Origin of the sequence: Falsibacillus pallidus, assembly GCF_003350505.1 — a bacterium.
Taxonomy (GTDB): Bacteria; Bacillota; Bacilli; order Bacillales; family DSM-25281; genus Falsibacillus; species Falsibacillus pallidus.
In genome coordinates this window covers 11,956-33,661 of record NZ_QQAY01000023.1, presented here as the reverse complement: position 1 = coordinate 33,661, position 21,706 = coordinate 11,956, and the positions used below count along the sequence as shown (strand labels likewise).

Sequence of the window (21,706 nt, the reverse complement as noted above, 5' to 3'; positions counted from 1 at the left end):
TCAATCCGCTCGACTTGCATGTATTAGGCACGCCGCCAGCGTTCGTCCTGAGCCAGGATCAAACTCTCCGAAAAATTGTTGGCTCAAAGCCACAAAGTTTCAAGCTTGATTAGCTCGATTTTTAAAAAAATTGATTAACGTTGACGTTTTGTTTTGTTCAGTTTTCAAAGATCAATTTCGCTTTCGTCTCTCAGAAGCGACTTTATTATCTTACCAAATGCCGACTTTCATGTCAACACTTTTTTAAGAACTTTTATTTTTCTTCGCCGCTGCTAAATGAGTTGTTCAGCAGCGACGCTTATAAATATATCAGCCTTATAATATAAAGTCAACACTAAAAATGATATTTTAAGATAATTTTTTCGGAACAGAATAATACCTATGGAAGATCCCCTGCCCCTTCGTCTCTACATTCTCTATAGAAACACAATTCTTATCTGCTAGATACTCAAGCAAAATTGGTAAATCAACAGAATAGTGCTGGAGTTCTTCATGGTGCATAAGATCATTGATGCTCCATGACTCTTTCATTTCAAGAACCTCTATTAAATGAGAGGTGCCTGATTTCATCCTTGAATGGATGAGGAATTCGCTTGCCAGGAATAATAGCTCCAGCCGCTTATCAATAGATTCATCGCTTGTAACCAATTCTTCGTACAATTTAAAGATTTCCGGTTCAATCTGCTTCACCTGATTCCAGACTGTCACTTCCGGATGAAATCCGTTTTCGATGACCGCCAGACGTGCCAGGTGATGCAGCGAGTGGACAATATGGTTGTAGGCATCGAGATAATGATGATTGTCAAAGAAGGCTCTGCCATCTGTGTACCTTCTGATTAATTTCGCAAACTCCATCCCCATTTTAATTTTCCTTCCATAGAAAGGAAAGTCACGGAGCTCCATTTTCAATCCATCCACATATTCGTTTCTGTCGAATAGAATTTTCCCATTAAAGAGCCAATCGACGATTTTTCGGTTGCTTCCTAATAGGATCCACTCTTTAAGCTGCTCTTCTGTGACGATGTGCAGGGCCGCTTTTTGATCTTGGTAAGTATAGTGCTTGATAAAGACAGACTGGTCCGCTTCCCGGACAATGACAAGCAGGACTGTATCAAATGTATCTGTAATAGGACTTGCATGAAGTCTCTTTTCTATCCTTAAAATCCCTAATGTATTTTGTTGGCTTGCCCGTTCTTGATAAATGGGGCGAAGGATATCCTCCATAAACTAACTCCTCCATATAACTAGCATTTTAGGATACTACTTCGACAATCATAATAAATTTCCTGCTGATTTAAAAGACAATTTTCGACACTGCCTTGTCAAAGATTCCTACTTATTTGTAAGAAAAGTGTGATATAGTAATTTTCTAGGAGGGACAAACGATGGCAAAATACTCGAATAAAATAAATAAAATCCGCACATTTGCGCTTAGTTTGATTTTCATCGGTTTCATTATTATGTACATAGGCATCTTCTTCCGCACCCATCCAATCGTCATGACCATCTTCATGATCCTCGGCCTTTTGTCGATCATCGCAAGCACGGTGGTTTATTTCTGGATCGGGATGCTTTCCACGAAAGCAATTCAAGTTGTCTGTCCGAATTGCGGGAAGCCGACGAAACTATTGGGACGGGTCGATATGTGCATGCACTGCCGCGAGCCGCTTACATTGGATAAGAACCTCGAAGGCAAGGAATTTGATGAAAACTACAATAAAAAAGGCTAATGCGGCACCAACAGAAAAGCCCCTTCAGCGAGATTCTTTCTCCTTTCGCTGAAGGGGCTTTTTTTCACAAGACTGTTTTCGTAAATTTTGTTGTTAAAATCTTAATGCCGATTTTAACGTAAAAATACCTGTTGTGAGCGTTGAAATGGTATATCCAGGCTCTTTTGAGTTGAATATTCTGCATAGATTGCGTAAAATATCCTTTTTTAATACCTTAAAGCAACAAACTTTGAGAAAAGAGCCTTTCACAAACATAAAAAAATAAGCCCTCCAATATAGAAGGGCGTTTGAATTAATGAGCGTCTTTTTTGCTGCAGTCCGGACATGTACCATAAATCTCCATCCGGTGTGCACCGACTTTGAATCCTGTGACGTGCGAAGCTAAATGTTCAACTTCATCCAGTCCAGGGTAATGGAAATCCACGATTTTGCCGCACGACTCGCAGATGACATGGTAATGGTCGGTAGTGACGAAATCGAATCGGCTGGAAGAATCCCCATAAGTCAATTCTTTGACCAGGCCAACCTCACGAAATACTCGCAAATTATTATATACAGTCGCCACACTCATGTTTGGGAATTTCCCTTCGAGGGCCTTGTAGATATCATCGGCCGTCGGGTGTGACATGGAGCTAATTAAATATTCAAGTATTGCATGACGTTGAGGCGTGATTCGCACCCCTGTTTGTTTTAAAGTATCCAATGCTTCTGTGAGCTGATCATGGGACACGGTCATGCACCTCTTTCTTAATAAGAATTCATTCTTAAATTAAAATCTTTATAAATAGTTTACTAAGAAAAGTATGTTTCTGTCAATTATCCCCGTCTGTCTGCGTGAAGGGTTTCCTCTATTTCCCCAAGCTGTCCATTGATGTATCTCGCTGCCACAAACAGCAAATCAGATAGTCGATTTAAGTAGGAAAGAACGAGCGGATTCACTTCCTCACCGATAGAGACCGCATTCCTCTCAGCCCTTCTTGCGATGGTCCTCGCTGAATGAAGAGAAGCACCTGCTGGATGTCCCCCTGGGAGGATAAAGTTTTTAAGAGGTTCCAATGACTCCTCCCATTTATCAATCAATCCTTCCAAAAAGGAGATGTCCCCTTCTTCCACTTTCCATTTTACTTCTTTTCCTGCAGGTGTCGCGAGTTCTGCCCCTACATGAAAAAGAGCCGTCTGGATTCGATGAAAGGCGTTTTCGAACTCTTCCTTGCCTTCGAAGTATTCCTTTTTCACGTAGCTTAGGGCCAAACCGATCATGGAGTTGGCTTCGTCACATGTCCCGTAGGCTTCTACTCTCAGGTCGCTTTTGGATACACGCTGTCCATATACTAATGATGTCGTTCCTTTATCCCCTGTTTTTGTATAGATTTTCATCTTCTAATACCCCCTCTTTGGATCTACCACGTTCATAAAGTTGTTTTTATTATTGATATATGTATGAAGATTATGCTTAAATATTTCAAATGCCCTTGGCAAATAGTCATCCGAATGGCTCGAAACGTGTGGAGTGAGCGTCAGATTTTTTAATTTCCAAAATGGATGGCCCTCAGGCAGCGGTTCTGTTTCAAATACATCCATAAATGCGTGGGCAATTCGTTCTTCCTCCAGAGCTTCAATCAAAACTTCCTCAGAAACCGCATCCCCTCTACCGATATTGATAAAGACGGCTGTCTCCTTCATAGCCGTGAAATGCTCTTTTTGATAAAGATATTTCGTTTTATCAGTGCTCGGCAAGATGTTGATGATAAAATCCATAATAGGAAGGGCTTCTTTGAATGATTCGATTGTGTACATATCCTGAAAATTCTTTATGGGCTTACCGGTTGAGTTTACACCATAAACAGCCATTCCAAAGAAGTTTGCTGCTTTTGCTATCTCGGTTCCGATTGCTCCCGCTCCGACAATCATCAGGTTTTTGCCTGACAGCTCACCCATTTTCAGATCAGGCCGCCAGATGCCTTCACGCTGCTGGTCCCGGAACGCACCGAGCTGCTTTACGTATTGAATCATCAAGCCGATGGTGAATTCCGCCATTGGTTTTTTATGTATCCCCTTTGCATTTGTCAGAAGGATGCCCCTTTCAGCAATTGCATCTAACGGCATTTTTTCCAGTCCGGCAGAGACCACCATGATCCATTTTACTTTTTGGGCCTTCCTGATGTGCCCTTCTGTCAGATCCTCTCCAAAGGTGACGAGGACTTCAGCCTCAGCAAGGAGTCCATTTTCTTCATCAATAGAAGAAACAGTATGAAGGTTCAAATCAGCCTCCACTTGTTTAAGCGGTTTCAACAATTCCTCCGGGGGAGAAAAAGTAAACAGCACATCCATCTATAAATCCCCCATTCCTGGACTTTCTCTATTTCTGACTATTTTATCATACCCGTTGAATAGTCCACATTAGAAACACTCCGTGCAAAAAAAGAGAGCCGAGTTTATCGGCTCTTAACGTGTGACTATCTGAGGAGGTATGCCCTAGTATAAAGTATGTTCGTTTGCAGAAAATGCATGGACAAACGCCACAACTTCATTAAAATAGGCATGGTTTTTCTCCCATTTTCAATGTTTTTTTACATATGATCTTTGATGAATTGGAGCGCTTCTGCTACGTGGTCCTTCACTTTAACCTGACGCCACTCTTTCGCAAGCTGCCCGTCTTTTCCGATGATGAAGGTGGACCTCACGATGCCCATGTATTCCTTGCCGAAGTTCTTCTTCAACTGCCAAACGCCATAGTCTTCCGCCACCTTGTGATCCTCGTCGACAAGCAGCAAGAATGGAAGCGAATGCTTCTCCACGAATTTTTGATGTTTATCGATCGGATCCGGGCTTACACCAAGGATGACGGTATCAAGGCCGGAAAAACTTTCGTACTGATCGCGGAAATCGCACGCTTCCGTTGTACATCCCGGTGTCATGTCCTTTGGATAAAAGTAAAGGACGATATTTTTCTTCCCGTGGTAATCCGATAATTTCACTTTTTCCCCATTGCTTGCGGTCAATTCAAAGTCCGGTGCCAGCTGGCCAATTTCTAATGTCATGTTTGTTTCCTCCCATTAATAAAGCTTCTACCTCTAGCCTAACCAAATTGGGGGAAGAAAACAAATGACAAGGTGCTAAGACTGCTTTTCTATGTCCAATACCGTCCTCACCACAAAAGCCGCAGGAATTGTATAGCCGATCAGCGCCTCCAATATGACCAGCACCCTTCCAGCCTCAACAGGGATGACATCCCCATACCCAACGGAGAACAGGGTCATGCCGCTGAAATACACATAGGTCATGAATTTATTCACAAAAGATTCCACGGAAACACCTGAATTATCTGCCAGAACGCGGACTCCCTGCAATTCAAGGGCCATATATAATAATCCGAAGCCAATCATAAGCGTCAGATAGATCAAACTGATGAATATAAAGTTTTCCAGCGAAAAATGCCGCTGCTTCATCTTCGAGGGCAAAAATAGATTCCTGATGCTGACCATCATGCAGATGACCACCGCCCCCATAAATACCTCCAGCATTCCTCCACCCCCAAAGGCTTCTCATCACATTGTATGAAAAAAAGCCCGGACAAATGTCCAAGCTTTCAAAACAAATCAGTTCCCTGCTCCCCGGTAGCGTTTGACGCCTTTATTCCATAGGAAGACAGATAAGGTGATAAATAGGATGCCGATTACCGGCGTCATGAACGCATATCCGTACCATTCTTCTTTCCCCAAGAAATAAGAGGCTGGGTAAACGCCGACAAACGCAAATGGCAGGATCCACGTCAGCACAAAACGGATGACCGTGTTGTAGATATTCACCGGATACCGTCCGTAGTTCCCGATATTGTACATCATCGGCATGATCGAGGTCTTCGCATCAGACCAGAATCCGATGGCTGCCATTATAATGAAGATTCCTCCATAGACAAGGGCGCCGCCGATGGCAAACAAGATGAATAGAAACGGATCATACCAATGAAGGCCGATCCCCAATTTGCCTCCGGAGTATAGCATGACAGCAATCCCCGTCACTACTCCGAGAAGCGACTCCAATTCAATTCTCTCCAGGATGATTTGAAACAGGCTATGGATGGGCCTTGTCAATATCCTGTCCATTTCACCTTTCACGATATAGCGGTCATTGAAATCCCAAATATTGAAGAAGGATGAAAAAATGGCGAACGGCACTAAAAAGAAACCGTAGATAAAGATGATTTCATATTGGCTCCAGCCGCTCAAGAGCTTTGTATGGCCAAAGACAATCAAGATAAAGACGAGGTTCACGCCTTGAAATAAAAGATCCGATAAAAATTCAACCAGTAAATCTGTCCGGTACTGCAGCCTTACTTTTATATATTGGGCGACGTATTGAAAAAACATCTTCAAATAAAACATGCTGTCACCCTCCTTGAATAATCATTTGTTTTTTTGCCAGCTTCCACAGGACGCCTATCGGGATGAGCAAAATGACGGTCCACGCCAATTGCAGGAGGATCGCCTGGATCATTTCGTTTCCTTTGAAGCCTTCTGTGAAAATCATGCTCGGCACATAGCTGATGCCTTGAAACGGCAAATACTTCATGACGGTTTGCGCCCACATCGGAAAGAAACTGATCGGGAGCAGCAGACCGGAAAACAAATCAATGACCACCCTTTTGGCACGGATCAAGCCATCGTTATTAAATAAGAAAAAAGTCGTCATTCCTGTCAGCAGGTTGATCTGGGTGTTGATGATGAAACTGAGGACAATCGATATTCCGAACCAGGACCATACCGACGGATCAAATGCCACGTGGAGCCTGAATATCAACGAAACGATGACCATGCCGGGAATAGAGAAAAACAGCAGACGGAAGATTCCTTCCCCAAGACCCTGCATCGTTTTCATTCCTAGATAGCTGTAAGGCCGGATGAGTTCCACCGCAACCTTTCCTTCTTTGATCTCCTGGGCGATTTCACGGTCGATATTGTTGAAATAAAATGCCCGCGCCATCCAGGCAACAGCGATATAGGTGGTCATCTGGAGAACAGAGAGTCCTTCAATGTCCTGCTTCCCTCCATAAATAGCCTGCCAAAGGAAGTAGTAGGCCCCGATGTTGATGCTGTAGATCAGGATGCCGCTATAATAGTTGGTCCGATACGCCAGCATCATCAAAAAGCGGATGCGAATCATTTCCAAGTATTTTCCCATGATTCATCCTCCTTTCACACGAAGCCTTTTTCATAGATGTTTCGGATGATTTCTTCTGTGGAGGTTTCCTGGATTTTAATATCTTTGATCTTGAACCTCGATACAACGGAAGCGATAAGCTCTGAGATCTTTTGATCATTAGCGTCTACCGTCGCGATGTATTTATGAAGCCTGCGATCAATATCCCAGACAGCCTCCAAATTTTGAGTGAGGAACACAAGCTCTTCTTCATCAATTTGCTCAAGGAACTGAAACTCCACTTCCTTTTTATCTCCCCAGCTCTGTTTCAGCTGATTGAGGGCCCCGTCGTAGATGATCTGTCCTTCATCAAGCATGACCACTCTATCGCAAAGCGCTTCGATGTCAGAAAGGTCATGGGTTGTGAGAAGGATCGTCGTGTTGAATTTCTCATTGATTTCCTTAAGGAACTGCCTGATTTTTAATTTCACCAGGACATCGAGTCCAATCGTCGGTTCATCCAAAAACAATAGAGGTGGATTATGGATGAGGGCTGCTGCCAATTCACAGCGCATCCTCTGCCCGAGCGATAATTTACGGACAGGCTTGTCCAAAAGCGGTCCGATCTCCAGCGTCTCGATGACGTGGCTCATATGCTCGTCATACTGTTCATCCGAAACTTTGTATACCTTTTTCAAAAGGCGAAACGATTCCTGCACGGCGATATCCCACCAAAGCTGGGAACGCTGGCCGAATACTACGCCAATGGTATTGACGAACTTTTCCCTTTCTTTATGAGGATTCATCCCGTTCACTTCAACGGCTCCGGATGTCGGAGTCAAGATTCCTGTGAGCATCTTGATCGTGGTCGATTTTCCTGCTCCATTCTCCCCGATGTATCCGACCATTTCCCCTTTTTTCACAGTAAAGCTTATATCATTGACGGCGGGGACGATTTTATAGTTCCGCGTGAATAGATCGCGAAATGCCCCTGCCAATCCTGAACGGCTTGAATAAGCCTTGAATTCTTTACGGAGATTCTCTACAACAATTGCGTTATTCATCTCTTTAACGCTCCTTCCTTCTTGATGCCATCACATAGTGTAACACAATCACTCACGGACTACCTCCAGAATGTTTCGCTATTCTAATTGCGCAATGAGAATCAGCGTACTACAATGTAGGATGTACATTTATGAAGTAAATGCTTCATGATTGGATGCCATCCAGCCTGTATTCAGGCAAAAATTAAGGAGGATTCAAATGAATTTCAGTAAATCAGAACATTTACATAAAGAAGCAGTAGAACATATCGTCGGCGGCGTCAACAGCCCATCCCGCTCGTATAAAGCCGTTGGCGGCGGTTCACCGGTTGCAATGGAAAGAGGCCAAGGGGCGTACTTCTGGGATGTGGACGGAAACCGATACATCGATTATTTGGCGGCATATGGACCGATCATCACAGGCCATGCGCACCCGCACATCACAGAAGCCATCAAAAAAGCAGCTGAAAACGGGGTCCTTTACGGCACACCGACGCCGCACGAAGTAAAATTTGCGGCCATGCTGAAAGAAGCAATGCCTGCAATGGATAAAGTACGCTTTGTAAATTCCGGTACAGAAGCTGTCATGACGACAATCCGCGTTGCACGCGCATATACAGGCCGCGATAAAATCATCAAGTTTGCCGGCTGCTACCATGGACATTCCGACCTTGTCCTTGTTGCTGCAGGATCTGGCCCATCTACCCTTGGAACACCGGATTCCGCCGGGGTGCCAAAAAGCATTGCAAAAGAGGTCATCACCGTTCCTTTCAATGATATCGAACCGTTTAAAGAAGCATTGGCGAAATGGGGCAGCGAAATTGCCGCTGTGCTTGTAGAGCCGATCGTCGGGAATTTCGGAATCGTGGAACCTAAGCAAGGTTTCTTAGAAGCTGTGAACGAACTGACACACGAAGCAGGCGCACTTGTCATTTATGATGAAGTCATCACAGCGTTCCGCTTTATGTACGGCGGGGCGCAGGACTTGCTGAATGTGAAGCCCGACCTGACTGCAATGGGGAAAATCATCGGAGGCGGCCTTCCGATCGGAGCATATGGCGGAAAGGCTGAAATCATGGAAAAAGTGGCACCGCTGGGACCTGCTTATCAAGCTGGAACGATGGCCGGAAACCCTGCATCCATCCTTTCCGGTATCGCTTGCCTGGAAGTACTCAAGCAAGAAGGCGTCTACGAACATCTTGACCACCTTGGAAAACTGCTTGAAGAAGGCATCCTGAAATCTGCTGAGAAGCACAATATCCCAATCACCATCAACCGTTTGAAAGGTGCATTCACTGTCTACTTCACGGATGTCACAGTTGAGAACTATGAACAGGCGGAAGCGACGGATGGGGAAATGTTTGCGAAATTCTTCAAACTGATGCTTCACCAGGGCATTAACCTGGCACCTTCCAAATATGAAGCCTGGTTCCTGACCACAGCTCATACTGAAGAAGATATCAAGATAACGCTCGAAGCAGTGGACAACGCATTTTCAAAGCTTCTTTCTGAATAAATATACAAAACAAGCCATCGTTGAAATTGAGCGGTGGCTGTTTTAAGCCTTAAAAAGAAAGCGTTTGCAAAATATCTATCCAATTCCCCCCTTCCGAACCTTGCATAGAAATTTGCATAAACAACTTTTCCTATGCTATCATTAAACTATTATTCTGAATTTTTACTCAATGAAACCAATCCACAAGTTCCTCATTTCCCTGCTTCCATTCGAAAATTTAATTCCGGAGGTGAATGGCACATGCCATTACAAAAAAATCATTGGAGTCCCCACACATTCAAAGATCATCATCGCCACGAACATGACGCATGCGGGATTGTTGCCTGCATTGAAAAAGAGAAAATCCCCACAAGAAAAAACATCACAAATTGTATAGATGCCTTAATCAAGATGAACCACAGAGCAGGCTTCATTCATGATGAAGGAGACGGAGCCGGCATTCATATCGATCTGCCGAGAGCGCTGTGGGAAGACAAACTGCAGCAGCAAGGACACGAGCCCGCTCTTGCCCACTCGCCTGATTTTGCCGTGGGACATTTTTTTCTGACGAATGAAACTCCCCTTATAAAAGAAAAGATAATCGGTGCCTTAGCGGAGCGCGGCCTTGATGTATTATTTCAGTCCGACACAACTGCAGATCCTTCTGCCCTCGGAACCAACGCCAATAAAGAAAAGCCGATATTTTTTCAAATTGGCTTCCTTGCCCGCCAAAGTCCTGAAAACCTATCAAAACAACTATACGAACTTAGCATTCTCCTTGAAAACGAAGAGAACATCCATGTGGCTTCGCTCAGCGGAGAGCATGCCATCTATAAAGTGATGGGCGGCGGGGAACTTTTAATGAAGTATTATCATGATTTGAAAGAAGAAAAAATCGCCTCTGCCATGACTCTCGGACATAACCGCTACTCAACGAACACCCTTTCCACTTTTTCTCGCGTCCAGCCCTTCAGCCTTTTAGGCCACAATGGTGAAATCAATACGATTTCGAAATTCAGGGAAGAAGCAGAAATGCTCCAAGTCCCGCTCGTCCAGTCAGGAAGCGACTCACAGGATGTCAACAGGGTCATCGAAACCTTTATTTGCCGCGACGGCCTTTCCCTGTTTGAAGCAATGGATATGGTCTTCCCTCCAATCATGGATGAAATCGAGCACTATCCGGAACATCTCCAGGATTTATATCTCCATTTCCGGGAGAATTGGGGGCATATCGCCCAAGGTCCGGCAGGCATCGTTTCCCGATTTGGCAATGAAGCGGTCTTCAGCGTCGATTCCCTTGGCCTTCGTCCATTGTGGATGCTTGAAACGGATGTTTCTATTCTTTTTTCATCGGAACCTGGGATTCTGCCAAACTCTTTCTATGTGAATGATCCAAAGCCGTTGGGGCCAGGTGAGAAAGTGGGACTGAAATGGAAGAATGATAGAATCGAAGTTTTTGAACACAGCACCTTTCAGGAGGAGGTTTTTGCCCGTTATTCCGCTAAGAAAAATGTGGACGGAACCCACTTGAAAATGCAGGCGGACAATTTTAAGAAAATCATTTCTCAAACGTATCCTGCTGAAATTTCAAACGGGCAGTACAATGCCTTCGGATGGAAGCGCGAACAGATTCAAATGCTCGAGCAAATGGCTGAACGAGGGGTCGAACCAATCAAGTCTCTTGGACATGATGCCCCGCTTGCCGCAATGGATCCGGACAGAAAGAATATCGCGGATTTCATCAAGGAAAGCGTGGCGGTCGTAACCAATCCTGCCATCGACCGTGAACGGGAAGCTGAACATTTTTCCCTTTCCGTCTTTTTAGGATCGCGTCCTTCAATGGATGGAAAAGATCAAAACCATGATTCCATGCATCTAGCTTCCCCCCTTCTCATTGAAGGAACAGCGGGCTGGGAGTGTTATGAGAAAATGAATCACCCAAGCTATGATCAAGTGGTAGAATCTTTCGTGCAAAAAAAGAGCACCCATCATCTTTCACTGACGATGGAAGATAATGAGAGCCTTTCCGATGCGTTGAATCGCCTTTCATCAGAAGCTGTTCAAGCTGCCAACAGCGGCAAGTCCCTTTTAATTCTGGACGACGCCGCTGCCCATAGCAACAATCACCTTTGGATGGATCCACACCTTGCATTATCCGCCATCCATAGAGAGCTGACGGAAAATGAAGTGAGACGGAACTGCTCCCTCCTCCTCCGTTCCGCTTCCATCCGTTCGCTGCATGACATCATGCTTGCCATCGGACTTGGGGCAGATGCCATCAGTCCTTACTATATGTTCTTGACGGTCTATGAAGAGACAATCGACCCCGTCCTTCATTTGTCTGAAGCGTTGAATAAAGGAATGGAAAAAGTATTGTCCACCATCGGCATCCATGAATTAAAGGGATATGGAAGACTTTTTTCTGCCATCGGACTTCATGAGGATGCGGCCAATCAATTAAATATAACGAGCTTCCTTGGTTCTGATAAAGTGCCATATGATTTCCCTGCCATGAAGGAAGATGCCTTCCAGCGAAGACTTGATTATCAGGATGAGAAACAGCGCCTGCAAAAGGAATTTCATTTCTTCCCCCGGATCTGGAAAGCCATTGGGGAAGTTGCTGCGACAGGCGATTACACTTCCTACCGTGAAAAATTGGAGGAAATGGAGGAAACGACCCCGATCACCATCCGCCACCTGACAAAGCTGAAGGAAAGCAGCAAGAAAATAGAGCCTTCTGCCGTCAATATCGGAGTGGGGTCGCACAGCCTGCCTTTTGTCATTGCTTCGATGTCTTTTGGCTCTCAGAACGAAACAGCTTTCCGAGCTTATGCTGAGGCGGCCGAACGGCTCAACATGATCAGCCTGAATGGAGAAGGCGGCGAAATCAAGGACATGATCGGAAAGTATCCGCATACGCGTGGACAGCAGATTGCCTCAGGAAGATTCGGCGTAAATATGGAGCTGCTGAACTCCTCCAATCTGCTTGAAATCAAGATCGGCCAAGGTGCAAAACCTGGTGAAGGCGGTCATCTCCCTGGATCGAAAGTGACGGAGAAAATAGCCGAAGCGCGGAATGCGTCCATCGGCTCCGACCTCATTTCGCCATCGAACAACCATGATATCTACTCCATTGAAGATCTTGCCCAGATGATCGATGAGTTAAAAACAGCCAACCCTTCAGCGAGAATTGCCGTAAAAGTTCCTGTTGTACCAAACATCGGCACCATTGCAGTCGGCATTGCGAAAGCCGGAGCGGATATTATCACACTCAGCGGTTTTGACGGCGGCACCGGTGCTGCGAGGATCCATGCCCTCCAGCATGTCGGACTCCCGGTTGAAATCGGTGTAAAAGCAGCGCACAATGCCCTCTTGGAAGCCGGCCTCCGCGATTATGTGGAAATTTGGGCTGACGGCGGCATCAAAAGTGCAATGGATGTCCTGAAAGTCATGCTGCTCGGGGCGAACCGGATCGGGTTCGGCACGCTATCCATGATTGCCATCGGATGTACGACATGCAGGGGCTGCCACTTGGATACGTGCCACGTCGGAATCGCGACACAGATCGATTCCGAAGCACAGGCAAAGGAGCACGGCCTGCGCAGGTTTGTTCCAAGACAATTCGATATGGCCGTAGCTGGGCTGATGAATCTCTTCACCGCTTTTGGAGAAGAATTAAAAGCACTGACTGCTTCATTAGGAGTTTCCAGCCTGCAGGAGATTGTCGGACGTTCGGATCTCCTGGTACAGTCAGAAGGCAAAAATATGCTTGATTTGACTTACCTTTTGGAAGTTCTGGAAATCGAACAGATGCCTAAAAAATCAATGCAAACTTTATCTGCCGTAGATGGTTCTTCCATGGCCGTTGGAGCGGAAACCTATGGTCATCCTGGCGGCAGCAGCACTTTCCATTATCAAGGCATCACCTCCAACCGAAGGAATCTCGGAAGCTCCCACTCCCAGCAAGCGGTCTTATCTTCAAGAAAAGAAGCCCGCTTCCCTTCTTCCTTGAAGCTCGACCTGACAGACGGATCCATCCCTGGAAACGGTCTCGGGGCATACAATGCGAGTGGCGTTGACATCCAAGTCCATGGCGGTGCACAGGACGGAACAGGTAAAGCATCATTAGGCGGATCAATCGTCATCCTGAAATCCAGAGGGCAAAACGGGAAGTTCATTAACGGATCAGTAGGAAAAGGATTCGGGTATGGAGCGCAGAAAGGGCTTCTCATTGCACAGGGAGATGCCGATTCAAGAGCAGGAATCCGCTTGTCTGGCGCAGACTTGATCATCGGGGGACTTCCGAAAAAGACGCTCTCAGCCGGACAGCATGCCAATATCGCATCTTCTGCGAATATTAAGGGATTTGCCTTTGAATACATGACCAACGGCCGCGGCGTGGTTTTAGGGGATCCAGGTCCTTGGATCTGCGCAGGAATGACCGGCGGAGTCGTCTATTTGAGGCAAGATGCTGATGCCAGGCTGACGAAAGAAACCATTCAGCAGCGGATCGCCAAAGGTGCCAAAGTTTCCCTTGAAACCTTGTCCGCAAAAGGAATGGCTGATTTGGAAGAACTGTTGTCAAGCTATAAAGATCTCTTGAAACAGAGCGGCCAGCACGTTGAAGCCGCGTTTGTGGAAGGACTGATGGGAGACCTCCCGGCAAACTTCCTGCAAGTCATCCCTGCCAAAGAGCAGGCAGACCCTTCCGTGTCGACGGAGTGATTGTGAATGAAATTAGTTGCAGCACAGCTCCTCTTACCAGGGGCTTTTCTTTTTTCCCTAAAATTAAATTTGACTATTTTTTTACAGAATGAAAATGGAAAGCCTTTCATAAAAAATTAATATCCAAAAGCATCTTGATATTCAGTTGGGGACACTGTATAGTACAATGTTGTTTAACATTCCTGCTTCTAGTCAATATAGTAATGAAGCGGTAATAATTTTACCAGGAAAGGATATTCCACTATTATGAAGCTAGGTGCCCGCATTTTTAAAACGGGAATCGCTATCGTTTTAGCTTTATTTGTGGCTGAAGTTCTGCATCTGCCTTCACCGGTGTTTGCCGGGATTGCTGCAATTTTCGCAGTTCAGCCCACGATATATCGCTCTTACTTATCCATTATTGAACAAGTTCAGGCAAACTTGATCGGCGCCATTTTGGCTGTATTATTTGTATTATTATTAGGCAATCATGTTATTTTTGTCGGCCTGGCAGCGATCATAGCCATTACCCTCATATTAAAATTAAGAATAGAAAATACGATTGGCTTATCCCTTGTAACCATGATTTCCATCATGGAAGCACCCGGGGAGGATTTTATCCAATTTGCCGTCATCCGATTTTCAACGATCATGCTCGGGGTCTTGTCCTCTTTCATCGTGAACTTGATCTTCTTGCCGCCTAAATACGAAACCAAACTGTTTTATCGCGTTTCGAACGTCACGGAAGACATGCTGAAATGGATTCGACTGAGTACCCGGCATGCGTCGGAAAATCATTTACTGAAAAAAGATATCGAAAAAATAAAAGAACGGCTGACGAAAATTGATCAGGTCTACCTTTTATTCAAGGAAGAACGCAGCTACTTTAAAATGAACATCGTGGCAAAAAACCGCAAGCTTGTTGTCTACAGGCAAATGATTTCTACTTTGCGAAGAGCATTTGAAATCCTGAAGAGGCTCCATCGCTTTGAAAATGAAATTTCCAATCTCCCTGAGGAAATCCATCAGATGATTCAGGGACAGCTCGACTGCTTGATGAGCTATCATGAGCAGCTCCTGTTGAAGTTTGTCGGGAAAGTCAAATCTGATATCGCCTTTGAAAGTGTCCACAATGTGTGTGCGCAGCGAAATGAATTAATGGACGTCTTCATTAAACGATTGAAGACCTACGATTTTCAAGAAGACTATCAGCCTTTCCACTTGATGCACCTTATCTCATCCATTTTGGATTACAACGAGCATCTCGAGCATCTGGAGAAGCTAATTGGAAGCTTCCAATCGTTCCACGTGGAAGAAAACGAAGTAAAAATAGAAGAGAATCATGAAGAATAACGAACGAAACCGGCTAGCTTACACAGCAGCCGGTTTTTTTGCTTCTTATGCAAAAGAAAAAAGTCCGGGGTCTCCGGACTTTTTGTACATTCAGCTTTTCATTCTTGGATCTAACGCATCGCGCAGTCCGTCACCCATGAGGTTGAAGCCGAGGACGGTAAGCATGATGGCGAGTCCCGGGAAGATCATCGTCCATGGTGCCTGAATCATGTATTGGGTGGAATCGGCAAGCATTTTGCCCCATTCCGGTTTTGGCGGTTCTGCACCAAGTCCCAAGAAGCCAAGTGCGGCAGCTTCAATGATGGCTGTGGCAATGGCCAAAGTTCCTTGCACGATGATCGGCGCCATGCTGTTCGGCAGGATATGGTGGAACAAGATGCGTGCATCCCCCATCCCGATCGCCTTCGCAGACATGATGTATTCTTCCTGTTTGACACTCAATACTTTCGAACGGATCAAACGCCCAAAGTTCGGGACGTTGATGATGGCAATCGCAATCAGCGCATTTCGAAGCGACGGCCCAAGAACGGCTACGATCGCAATGGCCAAAAGGATGCTCGGGAATGCCAGCATGATATCAAAGAATCTTGAGATGATTGTATCGATCCATTTTCCATAATATCCGGCTACGATTCCAAGCAGACTCCCTACAACAACCGAGCCGACAACGGAGAAAAATCCTACCCAAAGGGAAATCCTTGCTCCATAGATGACACGTGTGAAAATATCCCGCCCAAAGTCATCCGTTCCAAGCCAATGCTCGGATGATGGCCCTTGCAGGCGATCCGGCAGATTTTGAACATTAAACCCATCCGGCTTCAATAGCGGAGCCAATAATGCAATGACAATGAAAAATAAAACGATGAAACTTCCGATTACCGCAGGTTTATTTTTCTTAAATCCTCTCCAGGCTTCCTTCCATGGCGAGGAAACATCTTCTGTTTTAACGGCTTGGATGTTCTCCTGCTGCGGAGCTAATTCTGCCATTTTCATTCCTCCTTGCTTCGTTCAACACTACAGCAATTAGTTGTACTTGATTCTAGGATCGACAGCTGCATACACAAGATCCACAATCAGGTTGATCATTACGAAAATAAAAGCAACGATTAAGATGCCTGACTGAATGACTGGATAGTCGCGGAAACCGATGGCATCGTAGATATAGCGCCCGATTCCCGGCCAGCCGAAGATCGTTTCTGTCAGTATGGCCCCGCCAAGCAGAAGTCCCATTTGAAGACCGATGACTGTCAAAACAGGGATGACTGCATTTTTCAATGAATGCTTGTACACAACCCAGAACATTTTCATTCCCTTTGCCCTTGCAGTCCTGATGAAGTCGGAGCGCATGACTTCAAGCATGCTGGAGCGCGTCATCCTTGCGATGATGGCCATTGGGATCGTGGCAAGCGCCAGTCCAGGAAGGATCAAGTGTTTGATGACTTCAACAAATTGGTCGAATCTTCCTTGGAGCAAAGTGTCGATTAAATACAGATTCGTGATGGCCTCAATCGGATCCCTTATGTTTTCCCTTCCGGTTGTCGGCAGCCAATGAAGGTTGATGGCAAACGTCCATTGCTCCATCAAGCCAAGCCAGAAAATCGGGATGGAAACGCCTAGAAGGGCAAGGATCATCGCCAAGTAATCAAACCAGGAGTTCTGGAACCATGCACTTATGATGCCGGCATTGACACCAACGAAGATCGCAATGATCATGGCAACTACAGATAATTCAAGAGTGGCTGCCAGGTACGGCCAAATCTCTTCCGTCACTGGTGTTCTTGTGCGGAGCGATGAACCGAGGTCTCCTTGGAAAATCCCTTTGATATAATCGAAAAATTGCACATACCATGGATGGTTCAGTCCCAATTCCCGCGTCAAAGCTTCAACAGCTTCCTTCGTTGCCTGCTGGCCGAGTATGACCTGTGCAGGGTTTCCTGGAATCAACCGGATCATCATGAAAACGATGAAGGTCATTCCAAGCAGAACGGGTATCAATTGCAGTATTCTTCTCATTGTATATTGAAGCATGCTGTCTCACCTCTTCTACCATATATGTATAAAGGGGAGTGTGTAACTCCTCCCCTTTTTCAATGCTTGCTGTTATTCGAATGAAGCTTCATCTAACCAGTCAGAGCCAGTTGGATGCGGATAGAATCCTTTTAATTTTGCAGATCCTGCAAGAAGCGGTGTAGAGTGCGCAAGCGGTGCCCATGGAGCATCTTCATGGATGATTTCCTGAGCTTGTTTGTACAACTCGTTGCGTTTTCCTTCATCTACTTCAGATTGAGCCTTGATCAGGATATCGTGCAATTTGTCATTGCTGTAGTAAGAGTAGTTGTTGCTTCCGATGCTGTCTTTATCAAGCAATGCATATAGGAAGTTGTCAGCGTCTCCGTTATCGCCAGTCCATCCTAATAGGTAGGCATCTGCCTCACCTTTAGAAGCTTTTTCCAGGTAAGTAGCCCACTCATAAGAAACGATTTTAGCTTTTACGCCGATTTTAGCGAAATTGGATTGGATTGCTTCAGCAATTTTCTTTCCATCCGGCATATATGGACGCGGTACAGGCATTGCCCAAAGTTCCATTTCGAATCCATCAGGATAGCCAGCTTCAGCAAGCAATTGCTTTGCTTTGTCCAGGTTGAATTCATACGGTTGGATATCATCGTCATAGCCGCCGATTACTGGAGGCATAGGGTTTTTCGCTGGTACACCTTTACCACCGAAGAATGCATCGATGATGGCTTGACGGTCGATTGCCATGTTCAATGCCTGGCGAACTTTAACGTTGTCAAATGGCTTTCTTGTTACAGTGAAGCCAAGGTATCCGACGTTCATAGAAGGACGCTCGAACAATTGAAGATTGCTGTCAGCTTTAATTCCGTCAGCATCACTTGGATTGATTCCATCAGCAAGATCGATTTCGCCGTTTTTCAAGGCATTCAGACGTGCTGAGTTTTCAGGAATTGATTTGAAGATGACTTTGTTCAGCTTAGGATAGCCTTTTTTCCAGTAGTCTTTGTTCTTTTCGATGACCACTTTGTCATTGCGGGACCAGCTGACAAATTTGAATGGACCTGTACCAACTGGGTTTTCAGTGAATTTGTCGCCGTATTTATCGATGGCAGCCGGGCTCGCGATTGCGAACGGGCTCATTGCCAGGTTCTTTAAGAATGGAGCCTGTGGACGCTTAAGCGTGAACTGTACTTTGTACTTATCAAGAGCTTTAACATCTGCGATTACATGTCCTTCGTCGCCTTTGTATCCACCGAACATGGATGCATAGTAAGGGAACTTGTCAGCATCGCCGTTCATCCAGCGGTTGAAGTTGTAAACAACTGCATCAGCGTTGAAATCTGTTCCATCTTGGAATTTGACGCCTTCACGAAGGTCGAATGTATAAGTCAAACCATCCGGGGAAACATCCCACTTCGTTGCCAATCCTTCATGGATTTCAGTATCTTGTCTTCCGAATTCAACAAGTGTTTCGAAAATATTCTTGGTAACTTTGAATGATTCCCCATCTGTTACTGCTGCTGGATCCAGCCCGACAGAATCACCGCCGCGGCCAAAGATCAATGTATCTTGCGCGGATTCCCCACCTTTTGATGAATTCCCGTTTGATGATTTTGAGCTGCACCCTGCTAGGGCACTGCCCATAATCAACAAGAAAATGAAAGCTAACAGAAAACTTTTCTTCACATAGACCCCTCCAAAACTTTTTATTTATTTGTCATGCTGCTGTCTTCTGAATACAGATGGCAGGCAACATAATGACCAGGTTCAGCTTCTTGAAATACTGGAGTAATAGACTTGCATACTTCCATACTATGTGGACATCTTGTGTGAAATGCACAACCCTTAGGCGGATTGGACGGACTCGGGATATCGCCTTGAAGGAGAATTGTTTCCCTCTTGAAGTCCGGATCCGGAATCGGGACAGCTGATAATAATGCCTGTGTATATGGATGAAGCGGCTTTTCATATAGCTTGTCGCTGTCTGAGAGCTCCGCCATCCTTCCTAAATACATCACCCCGACGCGGTCGCTGATATGCCTTACGACCCCTAAATCATGGGCAATGAAGATATAAGTAAGATCAAATTCCTTCTGCAGGTCTTCTAATAGATTCAACACCTGCGACTGGATGGAAACATCGAGAGCCGAAACCGGTTCATCGGCAATGATCAGCTTAGGACGCGTCATCAATGCCCTTGCAATGCCGATCCTCTGTCTCTGCCCGCCGCTGAATTGATGCGGATAGCGTTTGGCGTAGTAGCTGCTCAAGCCTACGACCTCGAGCATTTCTTTTACTTTTTGCTTTCTTTCTGCGGCATTGCCGATTCCATGGACGATCAGCGGCTCTTCAAGGATTTTCTCCACCGTATGCCTTGGATTCAAGGAAGCAAACGGATCCTGGAAGACCATCTGCATGTCCCGTCTCAATGCGCGCATGTCTTTTTTTGATAGATTGGTAATGTCTTTGCCTTCAAATTTAATGGACCCTTCGGAAGGCTCTATTAATCTTAAAAGCATCCTTCCTGTAGTGGACTTTCCGCATCCGCTTTCCCCAACGATGCCGAGTGTCTCCCCTTTCCTTACTGAAAAGGAGACGCCGTCCACTGCTTTGACATGTCCGACTGTTTTTCCGAAGACGCCCCCCGTCAAGGGGAAGTGTTTTTTCAAATCCTGGATTTCGATCAATGATTCTGTCATACCGTCACACCTACTTTGTTTTCATGCAGGAAGCATCTGGTTTGGTGGTTCGAATCTGTTTCATAAAGCTCCGGATTCTCCTTCCAGCAGCGGTCGAATGCAAATTCACAGCGCTGGGCGAAGCGGCATCCTTCTTTGACCGAGCCTGGTCTTGGCACGTTGCCAGGGATGGAATAGAGCCTCTGCTGCTTCTTTCGCATATCCGGAACCGATTGGATCAACCCTTTTGTGTAAGGATGCTGAGGATTGGTGAAGATGGTTTTGACATCCCCCTCCTCCACAACCTTTCCTGAATACATGACCACGAGCCTGTCGCAAACCTCTGCCACCACACCTAAGTCGTGGGTGATCAAAATGATGGCTGTGTTCAATTTTGTATTAAGATCCTTCATTAACTTTAGGATTTGAGCCTGGATGGTCACGTCAAGCGCCGTCGTCGGTTCATCTGCTATGAGGAGCTTCGGGTCGCACACCATCGCCATTGCGATCATTACGCGCTGCCTCATCCCGCCGGAAAGCTGATGCGGATATTCTTCCATAAGCTCTTCTGCCCTTGGAAGTCCAACCATCTTCATGATTTCGACGGCCCGTGCCTTGATTTTTGCTTTTGGCCACTTATTATGTATTTTGATGGCTTCCATCAATTGATTCCCAATCGTGAAAAGGGGATTTAAGGATGTCATAGGCTCTTGGAATATCATAGCGATATCATTGCCGCGGATCTGCCTCATCCTTCGTTCTGATGCTTTCGTCAAATCTTCATTTTGGAATAGGATCTTCCCGCCGGTGATCTTTCCCGGGGGCTTCGGAACCAATCCCATGATGGAAAGGGATGTGACGCTCTTTCCGCATCCTGACTCCCCTACGATTCCAAGGATCTCTCCTTCATTTACGTGGAAGTCCACTCCATCTACAGCTGGAATCTCTCCTTCATCGGTAAAGAAGGATGTCTGTAATTTCTCTACAGATAGTACTGTACGCTCATGTGCCAATCTGATCCCCCCTGCGAAAACGATTATTTTCTGAATATGAAAAATTTTCTATAATATATGAGTTTATTATACACAGATAAATTGTTTTGACAATACTAAATTTTTCGAAAATTATATTCGTATATTATTATGGACACAAAAGCTTTTCGGGTTACGAAAAACTAATGGAAAAGGAAAACGATTATTGAAAACCTTTACAATTCCAACATGTTCATTTATGCCGAGAATAGCATTTACTTTCCCAGAATAACAAATCCATTTTTCTTTACTGTGCTAAATTACTAAAATTGATATTGTTGTATATCATTTCAAGTTCCTTCTAAATATGTAAAAAGGACTATTCGAAGAAAAGCGGAGCCGGCTGTTCAGAGGCGCCGAGGTTGGACTGAAGCACCACGAGATAAAGGAAACACGGTGAATGAAGTGAGCCGATGTTGACTTATCGTAAGTGTGCTGAAGGAAACCTCCCAGCCTCTAGGCGGCGGAGCTGGACAACTTCCCGATTTACGTCAAAAAAAAATCCGCGAAGCTCCCT

At 45.4% G+C, this 21,706-nt stretch carries 18 protein-coding genes and 1 rRNA gene; 4 read left to right on the top strand and 15 right to left on the bottom strand.

Going from position 1 to position 21,706, the window contains the following annotated elements:
* Positions 1–74, bottom strand: a 16S ribosomal RNA gene (locus DFR59_RS18980); the annotation flags it as partial.
* Between the two features lie 274 nt (positions 75–348).
* Complete coding sequence (locus DFR59_RS18975; RefSeq protein WP_114747239.1) at positions 349–1,224, bottom strand: nucleotidyltransferase-like protein; 876 nt, start codon at positions 1,222–1,224, stop codon at positions 349–351.
* 161 nt (positions 1,225–1,385) lie between these two features.
* Here DFR59_RS18975 and DFR59_RS18970 point away from each other — a divergent pair, with 161 nt between their 5' ends.
* Positions 1,386–1,730 (top strand): YgzB family protein, encoded by a 345-nt coding sequence (locus DFR59_RS18970; RefSeq protein WP_114747238.1) that lies wholly within the window; start codon positions 1,386–1,388, stop codon positions 1,728–1,730.
* 292 nt (positions 1,731–2,022) lie between these two features.
* Here DFR59_RS18970 and perR read toward each other — a convergent pair whose 3' ends face one another.
* The 8 genes from perR to DFR59_RS18930 all read right to left on the bottom strand — a co-directional run bounded on the left by perR (position 2,023) and on the right by DFR59_RS18930 (position 7,933).
* A complete protein-coding gene (perR, locus tag DFR59_RS18965) occupies positions 2,023–2,466 on the bottom strand; it encodes a peroxide-responsive transcriptional repressor PerR (protein ID WP_114747237.1) in 444 nt (147 codons plus the stop codon).
* Positions 2,467–2,546: 80 nt separating this feature from the next.
* Positions 2,547–3,107 (bottom strand): cob(I)yrinic acid a,c-diamide adenosyltransferase, encoded by a 561-nt coding sequence (locus tag DFR59_RS18960; RefSeq protein ID WP_114747236.1) that lies wholly within the window; start codon positions 3,105–3,107, stop codon positions 2,547–2,549.
* A 3-nt stretch (positions 3,108–3,110) separates the two neighbouring features.
* Positions 3,111–4,061 (bottom strand): D-2-hydroxyacid dehydrogenase, encoded by a 951-nt coding sequence (locus DFR59_RS18955; protein WP_114747235.1) that lies wholly within the window; start codon positions 4,059–4,061, stop codon positions 3,111–3,113.
* Between the two features lie 239 nt (positions 4,062–4,300).
* A complete protein-coding gene (gene bcp / locus DFR59_RS18950) occupies positions 4,301–4,771 on the bottom strand; it encodes a thioredoxin-dependent thiol peroxidase (RefSeq protein WP_114747234.1) in 471 nt (156 codons plus the stop codon).
* A gap of 75 nt (positions 4,772–4,846) precedes the next feature.
* Positions 4,847–5,254 (bottom strand): potassium channel family protein, encoded by a 408-nt coding sequence (locus DFR59_RS18945; RefSeq protein ID WP_114747233.1) that lies wholly within the window; start codon positions 5,252–5,254, stop codon positions 4,847–4,849.
* 75 nt (positions 5,255–5,329) lie between these two features.
* A complete protein-coding gene (locus DFR59_RS18940) occupies positions 5,330–6,115 on the bottom strand; it encodes an ABC transporter permease (protein ID WP_114747232.1) in 786 nt (261 codons plus the stop codon).
* Between the two features lie 4 nt (positions 6,116–6,119).
* Positions 6,120–6,911, bottom strand: a complete 792-nt coding sequence (locus DFR59_RS18935; RefSeq protein ID WP_114747231.1) for an ABC transporter permease — start codon at positions 6,909–6,911, stop codon at positions 6,120–6,122.
* A gap of 14 nt (positions 6,912–6,925) precedes the next feature.
* Positions 6,926–7,933, bottom strand: coding sequence for an ABC transporter ATP-binding protein (locus DFR59_RS18930; protein ID WP_114747230.1), 1,008 nt, complete (start codon positions 7,931–7,933; stop codon positions 6,926–6,928).
* A gap of 199 nt (positions 7,934–8,132) precedes the next feature.
* Here DFR59_RS18930 and DFR59_RS18925 point away from each other — a divergent pair, with 199 nt between their 5' ends.
* The 3 genes from DFR59_RS18925 (at position 8,133) to DFR59_RS18915 (ending at position 15,464) form a co-directional block, all read left to right on the top strand.
* Positions 8,133–9,428 carry a glutamate-1-semialdehyde 2,1-aminomutase gene (locus DFR59_RS18925; protein WP_114747229.1) on the top strand — a complete coding sequence of 432 codons (1,296 nt, stop codon included), beginning with the start codon at positions 8,133–8,135 and terminating at the stop codon, positions 9,426–9,428.
* 240 nt (positions 9,429–9,668) lie between these two features.
* A complete protein-coding gene (locus tag DFR59_RS18920; RefSeq protein ID WP_114747228.1) occupies positions 9,669–14,132 on the top strand; it encodes a glutamate synthase-related protein in 4,464 nt (1,487 codons plus the stop codon).
* A gap of 246 nt (positions 14,133–14,378) precedes the next feature.
* Positions 14,379–15,464, top strand: coding sequence for an FUSC family protein (locus DFR59_RS18915; RefSeq protein WP_114747227.1), 1,086 nt, complete (start codon positions 14,379–14,381; stop codon positions 15,462–15,464).
* 90 nt (positions 15,465–15,554) lie between these two features.
* Here DFR59_RS18915 and nikC read toward each other — a convergent pair whose 3' ends face one another.
* From nikC to DFR59_RS18890, 5 genes are all read right to left on the bottom strand, one after another.
* Positions 15,555–16,451: a nickel transporter permease gene (gene nikC, locus DFR59_RS18910; RefSeq protein WP_114747226.1), complete on the bottom strand. Its 897-nt coding sequence runs from the start codon at positions 16,449–16,451 to the stop codon at positions 15,555–15,557.
* A 36-nt stretch (positions 16,452–16,487) separates the two neighbouring features.
* Positions 16,488–17,492, bottom strand: a complete 1,005-nt coding sequence (locus DFR59_RS18905) for an ABC transporter permease (RefSeq protein ID WP_114747225.1) — start codon at positions 17,490–17,492, stop codon at positions 16,488–16,490.
* 72 nt (positions 17,493–17,564) lie between these two features.
* The gene (locus DFR59_RS18900) at positions 17,565–19,124 is read right to left on the bottom strand and encodes an ABC transporter substrate-binding protein (protein ID WP_114747240.1); all 1,560 of its coding nucleotides are present in this window, start codon (positions 19,122–19,124) and stop codon (positions 17,565–17,567) included.
* A 62-nt stretch (positions 19,125–19,186) separates the two neighbouring features.
* Positions 19,187–20,179, bottom strand: coding sequence for an ABC transporter ATP-binding protein (locus DFR59_RS18895; RefSeq protein ID WP_114747224.1), 993 nt, complete (start codon positions 20,177–20,179; stop codon positions 19,187–19,189).
* Positions 20,176–21,171 (bottom strand): ABC transporter ATP-binding protein, encoded by a 996-nt coding sequence (locus DFR59_RS18890; RefSeq protein WP_114747223.1) that lies wholly within the window; start codon positions 21,169–21,171, stop codon positions 20,176–20,178. The genes DFR59_RS18895 and DFR59_RS18890 overlap by 4 nt, the downstream gene beginning before the upstream one ends.
* Positions 21,172–21,706 lie beyond the last annotated feature (535 nt).

Coding starts and splice junctions, on each gene's coding strand:
- DFR59_RS18975 (WP_114747239.1), bottom strand. CDS start 1,224: ATGGAGGATATCCTTCGCCCCATTTATCAAGAACGGGCAAGCCAACAA.
- DFR59_RS18945 (WP_114747233.1), bottom strand. CDS start 5,254: ATGCTGGAGGTATTTATGGGGGCGGTGGTCATCTGCATGATGGTCAGC.
- nikC (WP_114747226.1), bottom strand. CDS start 16,451: ATGGCAGAATTAGCTCCGCAGCAGGAGAACATCCAAGCCGTTAAAACA.
- DFR59_RS18930 (WP_114747230.1), bottom strand. CDS start 7,933: ATGAATAACGCAATTGTTGTAGAGAATCTCCGTAAAGAATTCAAGGCT.
- DFR59_RS18920 (WP_114747228.1), top strand. CDS start 9,669: ATGCCATTACAAAAAAATCATTGGAGTCCCCACACATTCAAAGATCAT.
- perR (WP_114747237.1), bottom strand. CDS start 2,466: ATGACCGTGTCCCATGATCAGCTCACAGAAGCATTGGATACTTTAAAA.
- DFR59_RS18895 (WP_114747224.1), bottom strand. CDS start 20,179: ATGACAGAATCATTGATCGAAATCCAGGATTTGAAAAAACACTTCCCC.
- DFR59_RS18925 (WP_114747229.1), top strand. CDS start 8,133: ATGAATTTCAGTAAATCAGAACATTTACATAAAGAAGCAGTAGAACAT.
- DFR59_RS18960 (WP_114747236.1), bottom strand. CDS start 3,107: ATGAAAATCTATACAAAAACAGGGGATAAAGGAACGACATCATTAGTA.
- DFR59_RS18900 (WP_114747240.1), bottom strand. CDS start 19,124: ATGGGCAGTGCCCTAGCAGGGTGCAGCTCAAAATCATCAAACGGGAAT.
- DFR59_RS18915 (WP_114747227.1), top strand. CDS start 14,379: ATGAAGCTAGGTGCCCGCATTTTTAAAACGGGAATCGCTATCGTTTTA.
- bcp (WP_114747234.1), bottom strand. CDS start 4,771: ATGACATTAGAAATTGGCCAGCTGGCACCGGACTTTGAATTGACCGCA.
- DFR59_RS18935 (WP_114747231.1), bottom strand. CDS start 6,911: ATGGGAAAATACTTGGAAATGATTCGCATCCGCTTTTTGATGATGCTG.
- DFR59_RS18905 (WP_114747225.1), bottom strand. CDS start 17,492: ATGCTTCAATATACAATGAGAAGAATACTGCAATTGATACCCGTTCTG.
- DFR59_RS18955 (WP_114747235.1), bottom strand. CDS start 4,061: ATGGATGTGCTGTTTACTTTTTCTCCCCCGGAGGAATTGTTGAAACCG.
- DFR59_RS18970 (WP_114747238.1), top strand. CDS start 1,386: ATGGCAAAATACTCGAATAAAATAAATAAAATCCGCACATTTGCGCTT.
- DFR59_RS18940 (WP_114747232.1), bottom strand. CDS start 6,115: ATGTTTTATTTGAAGATGTTTTTTCAATACGTCGCCCAATATATAAAA.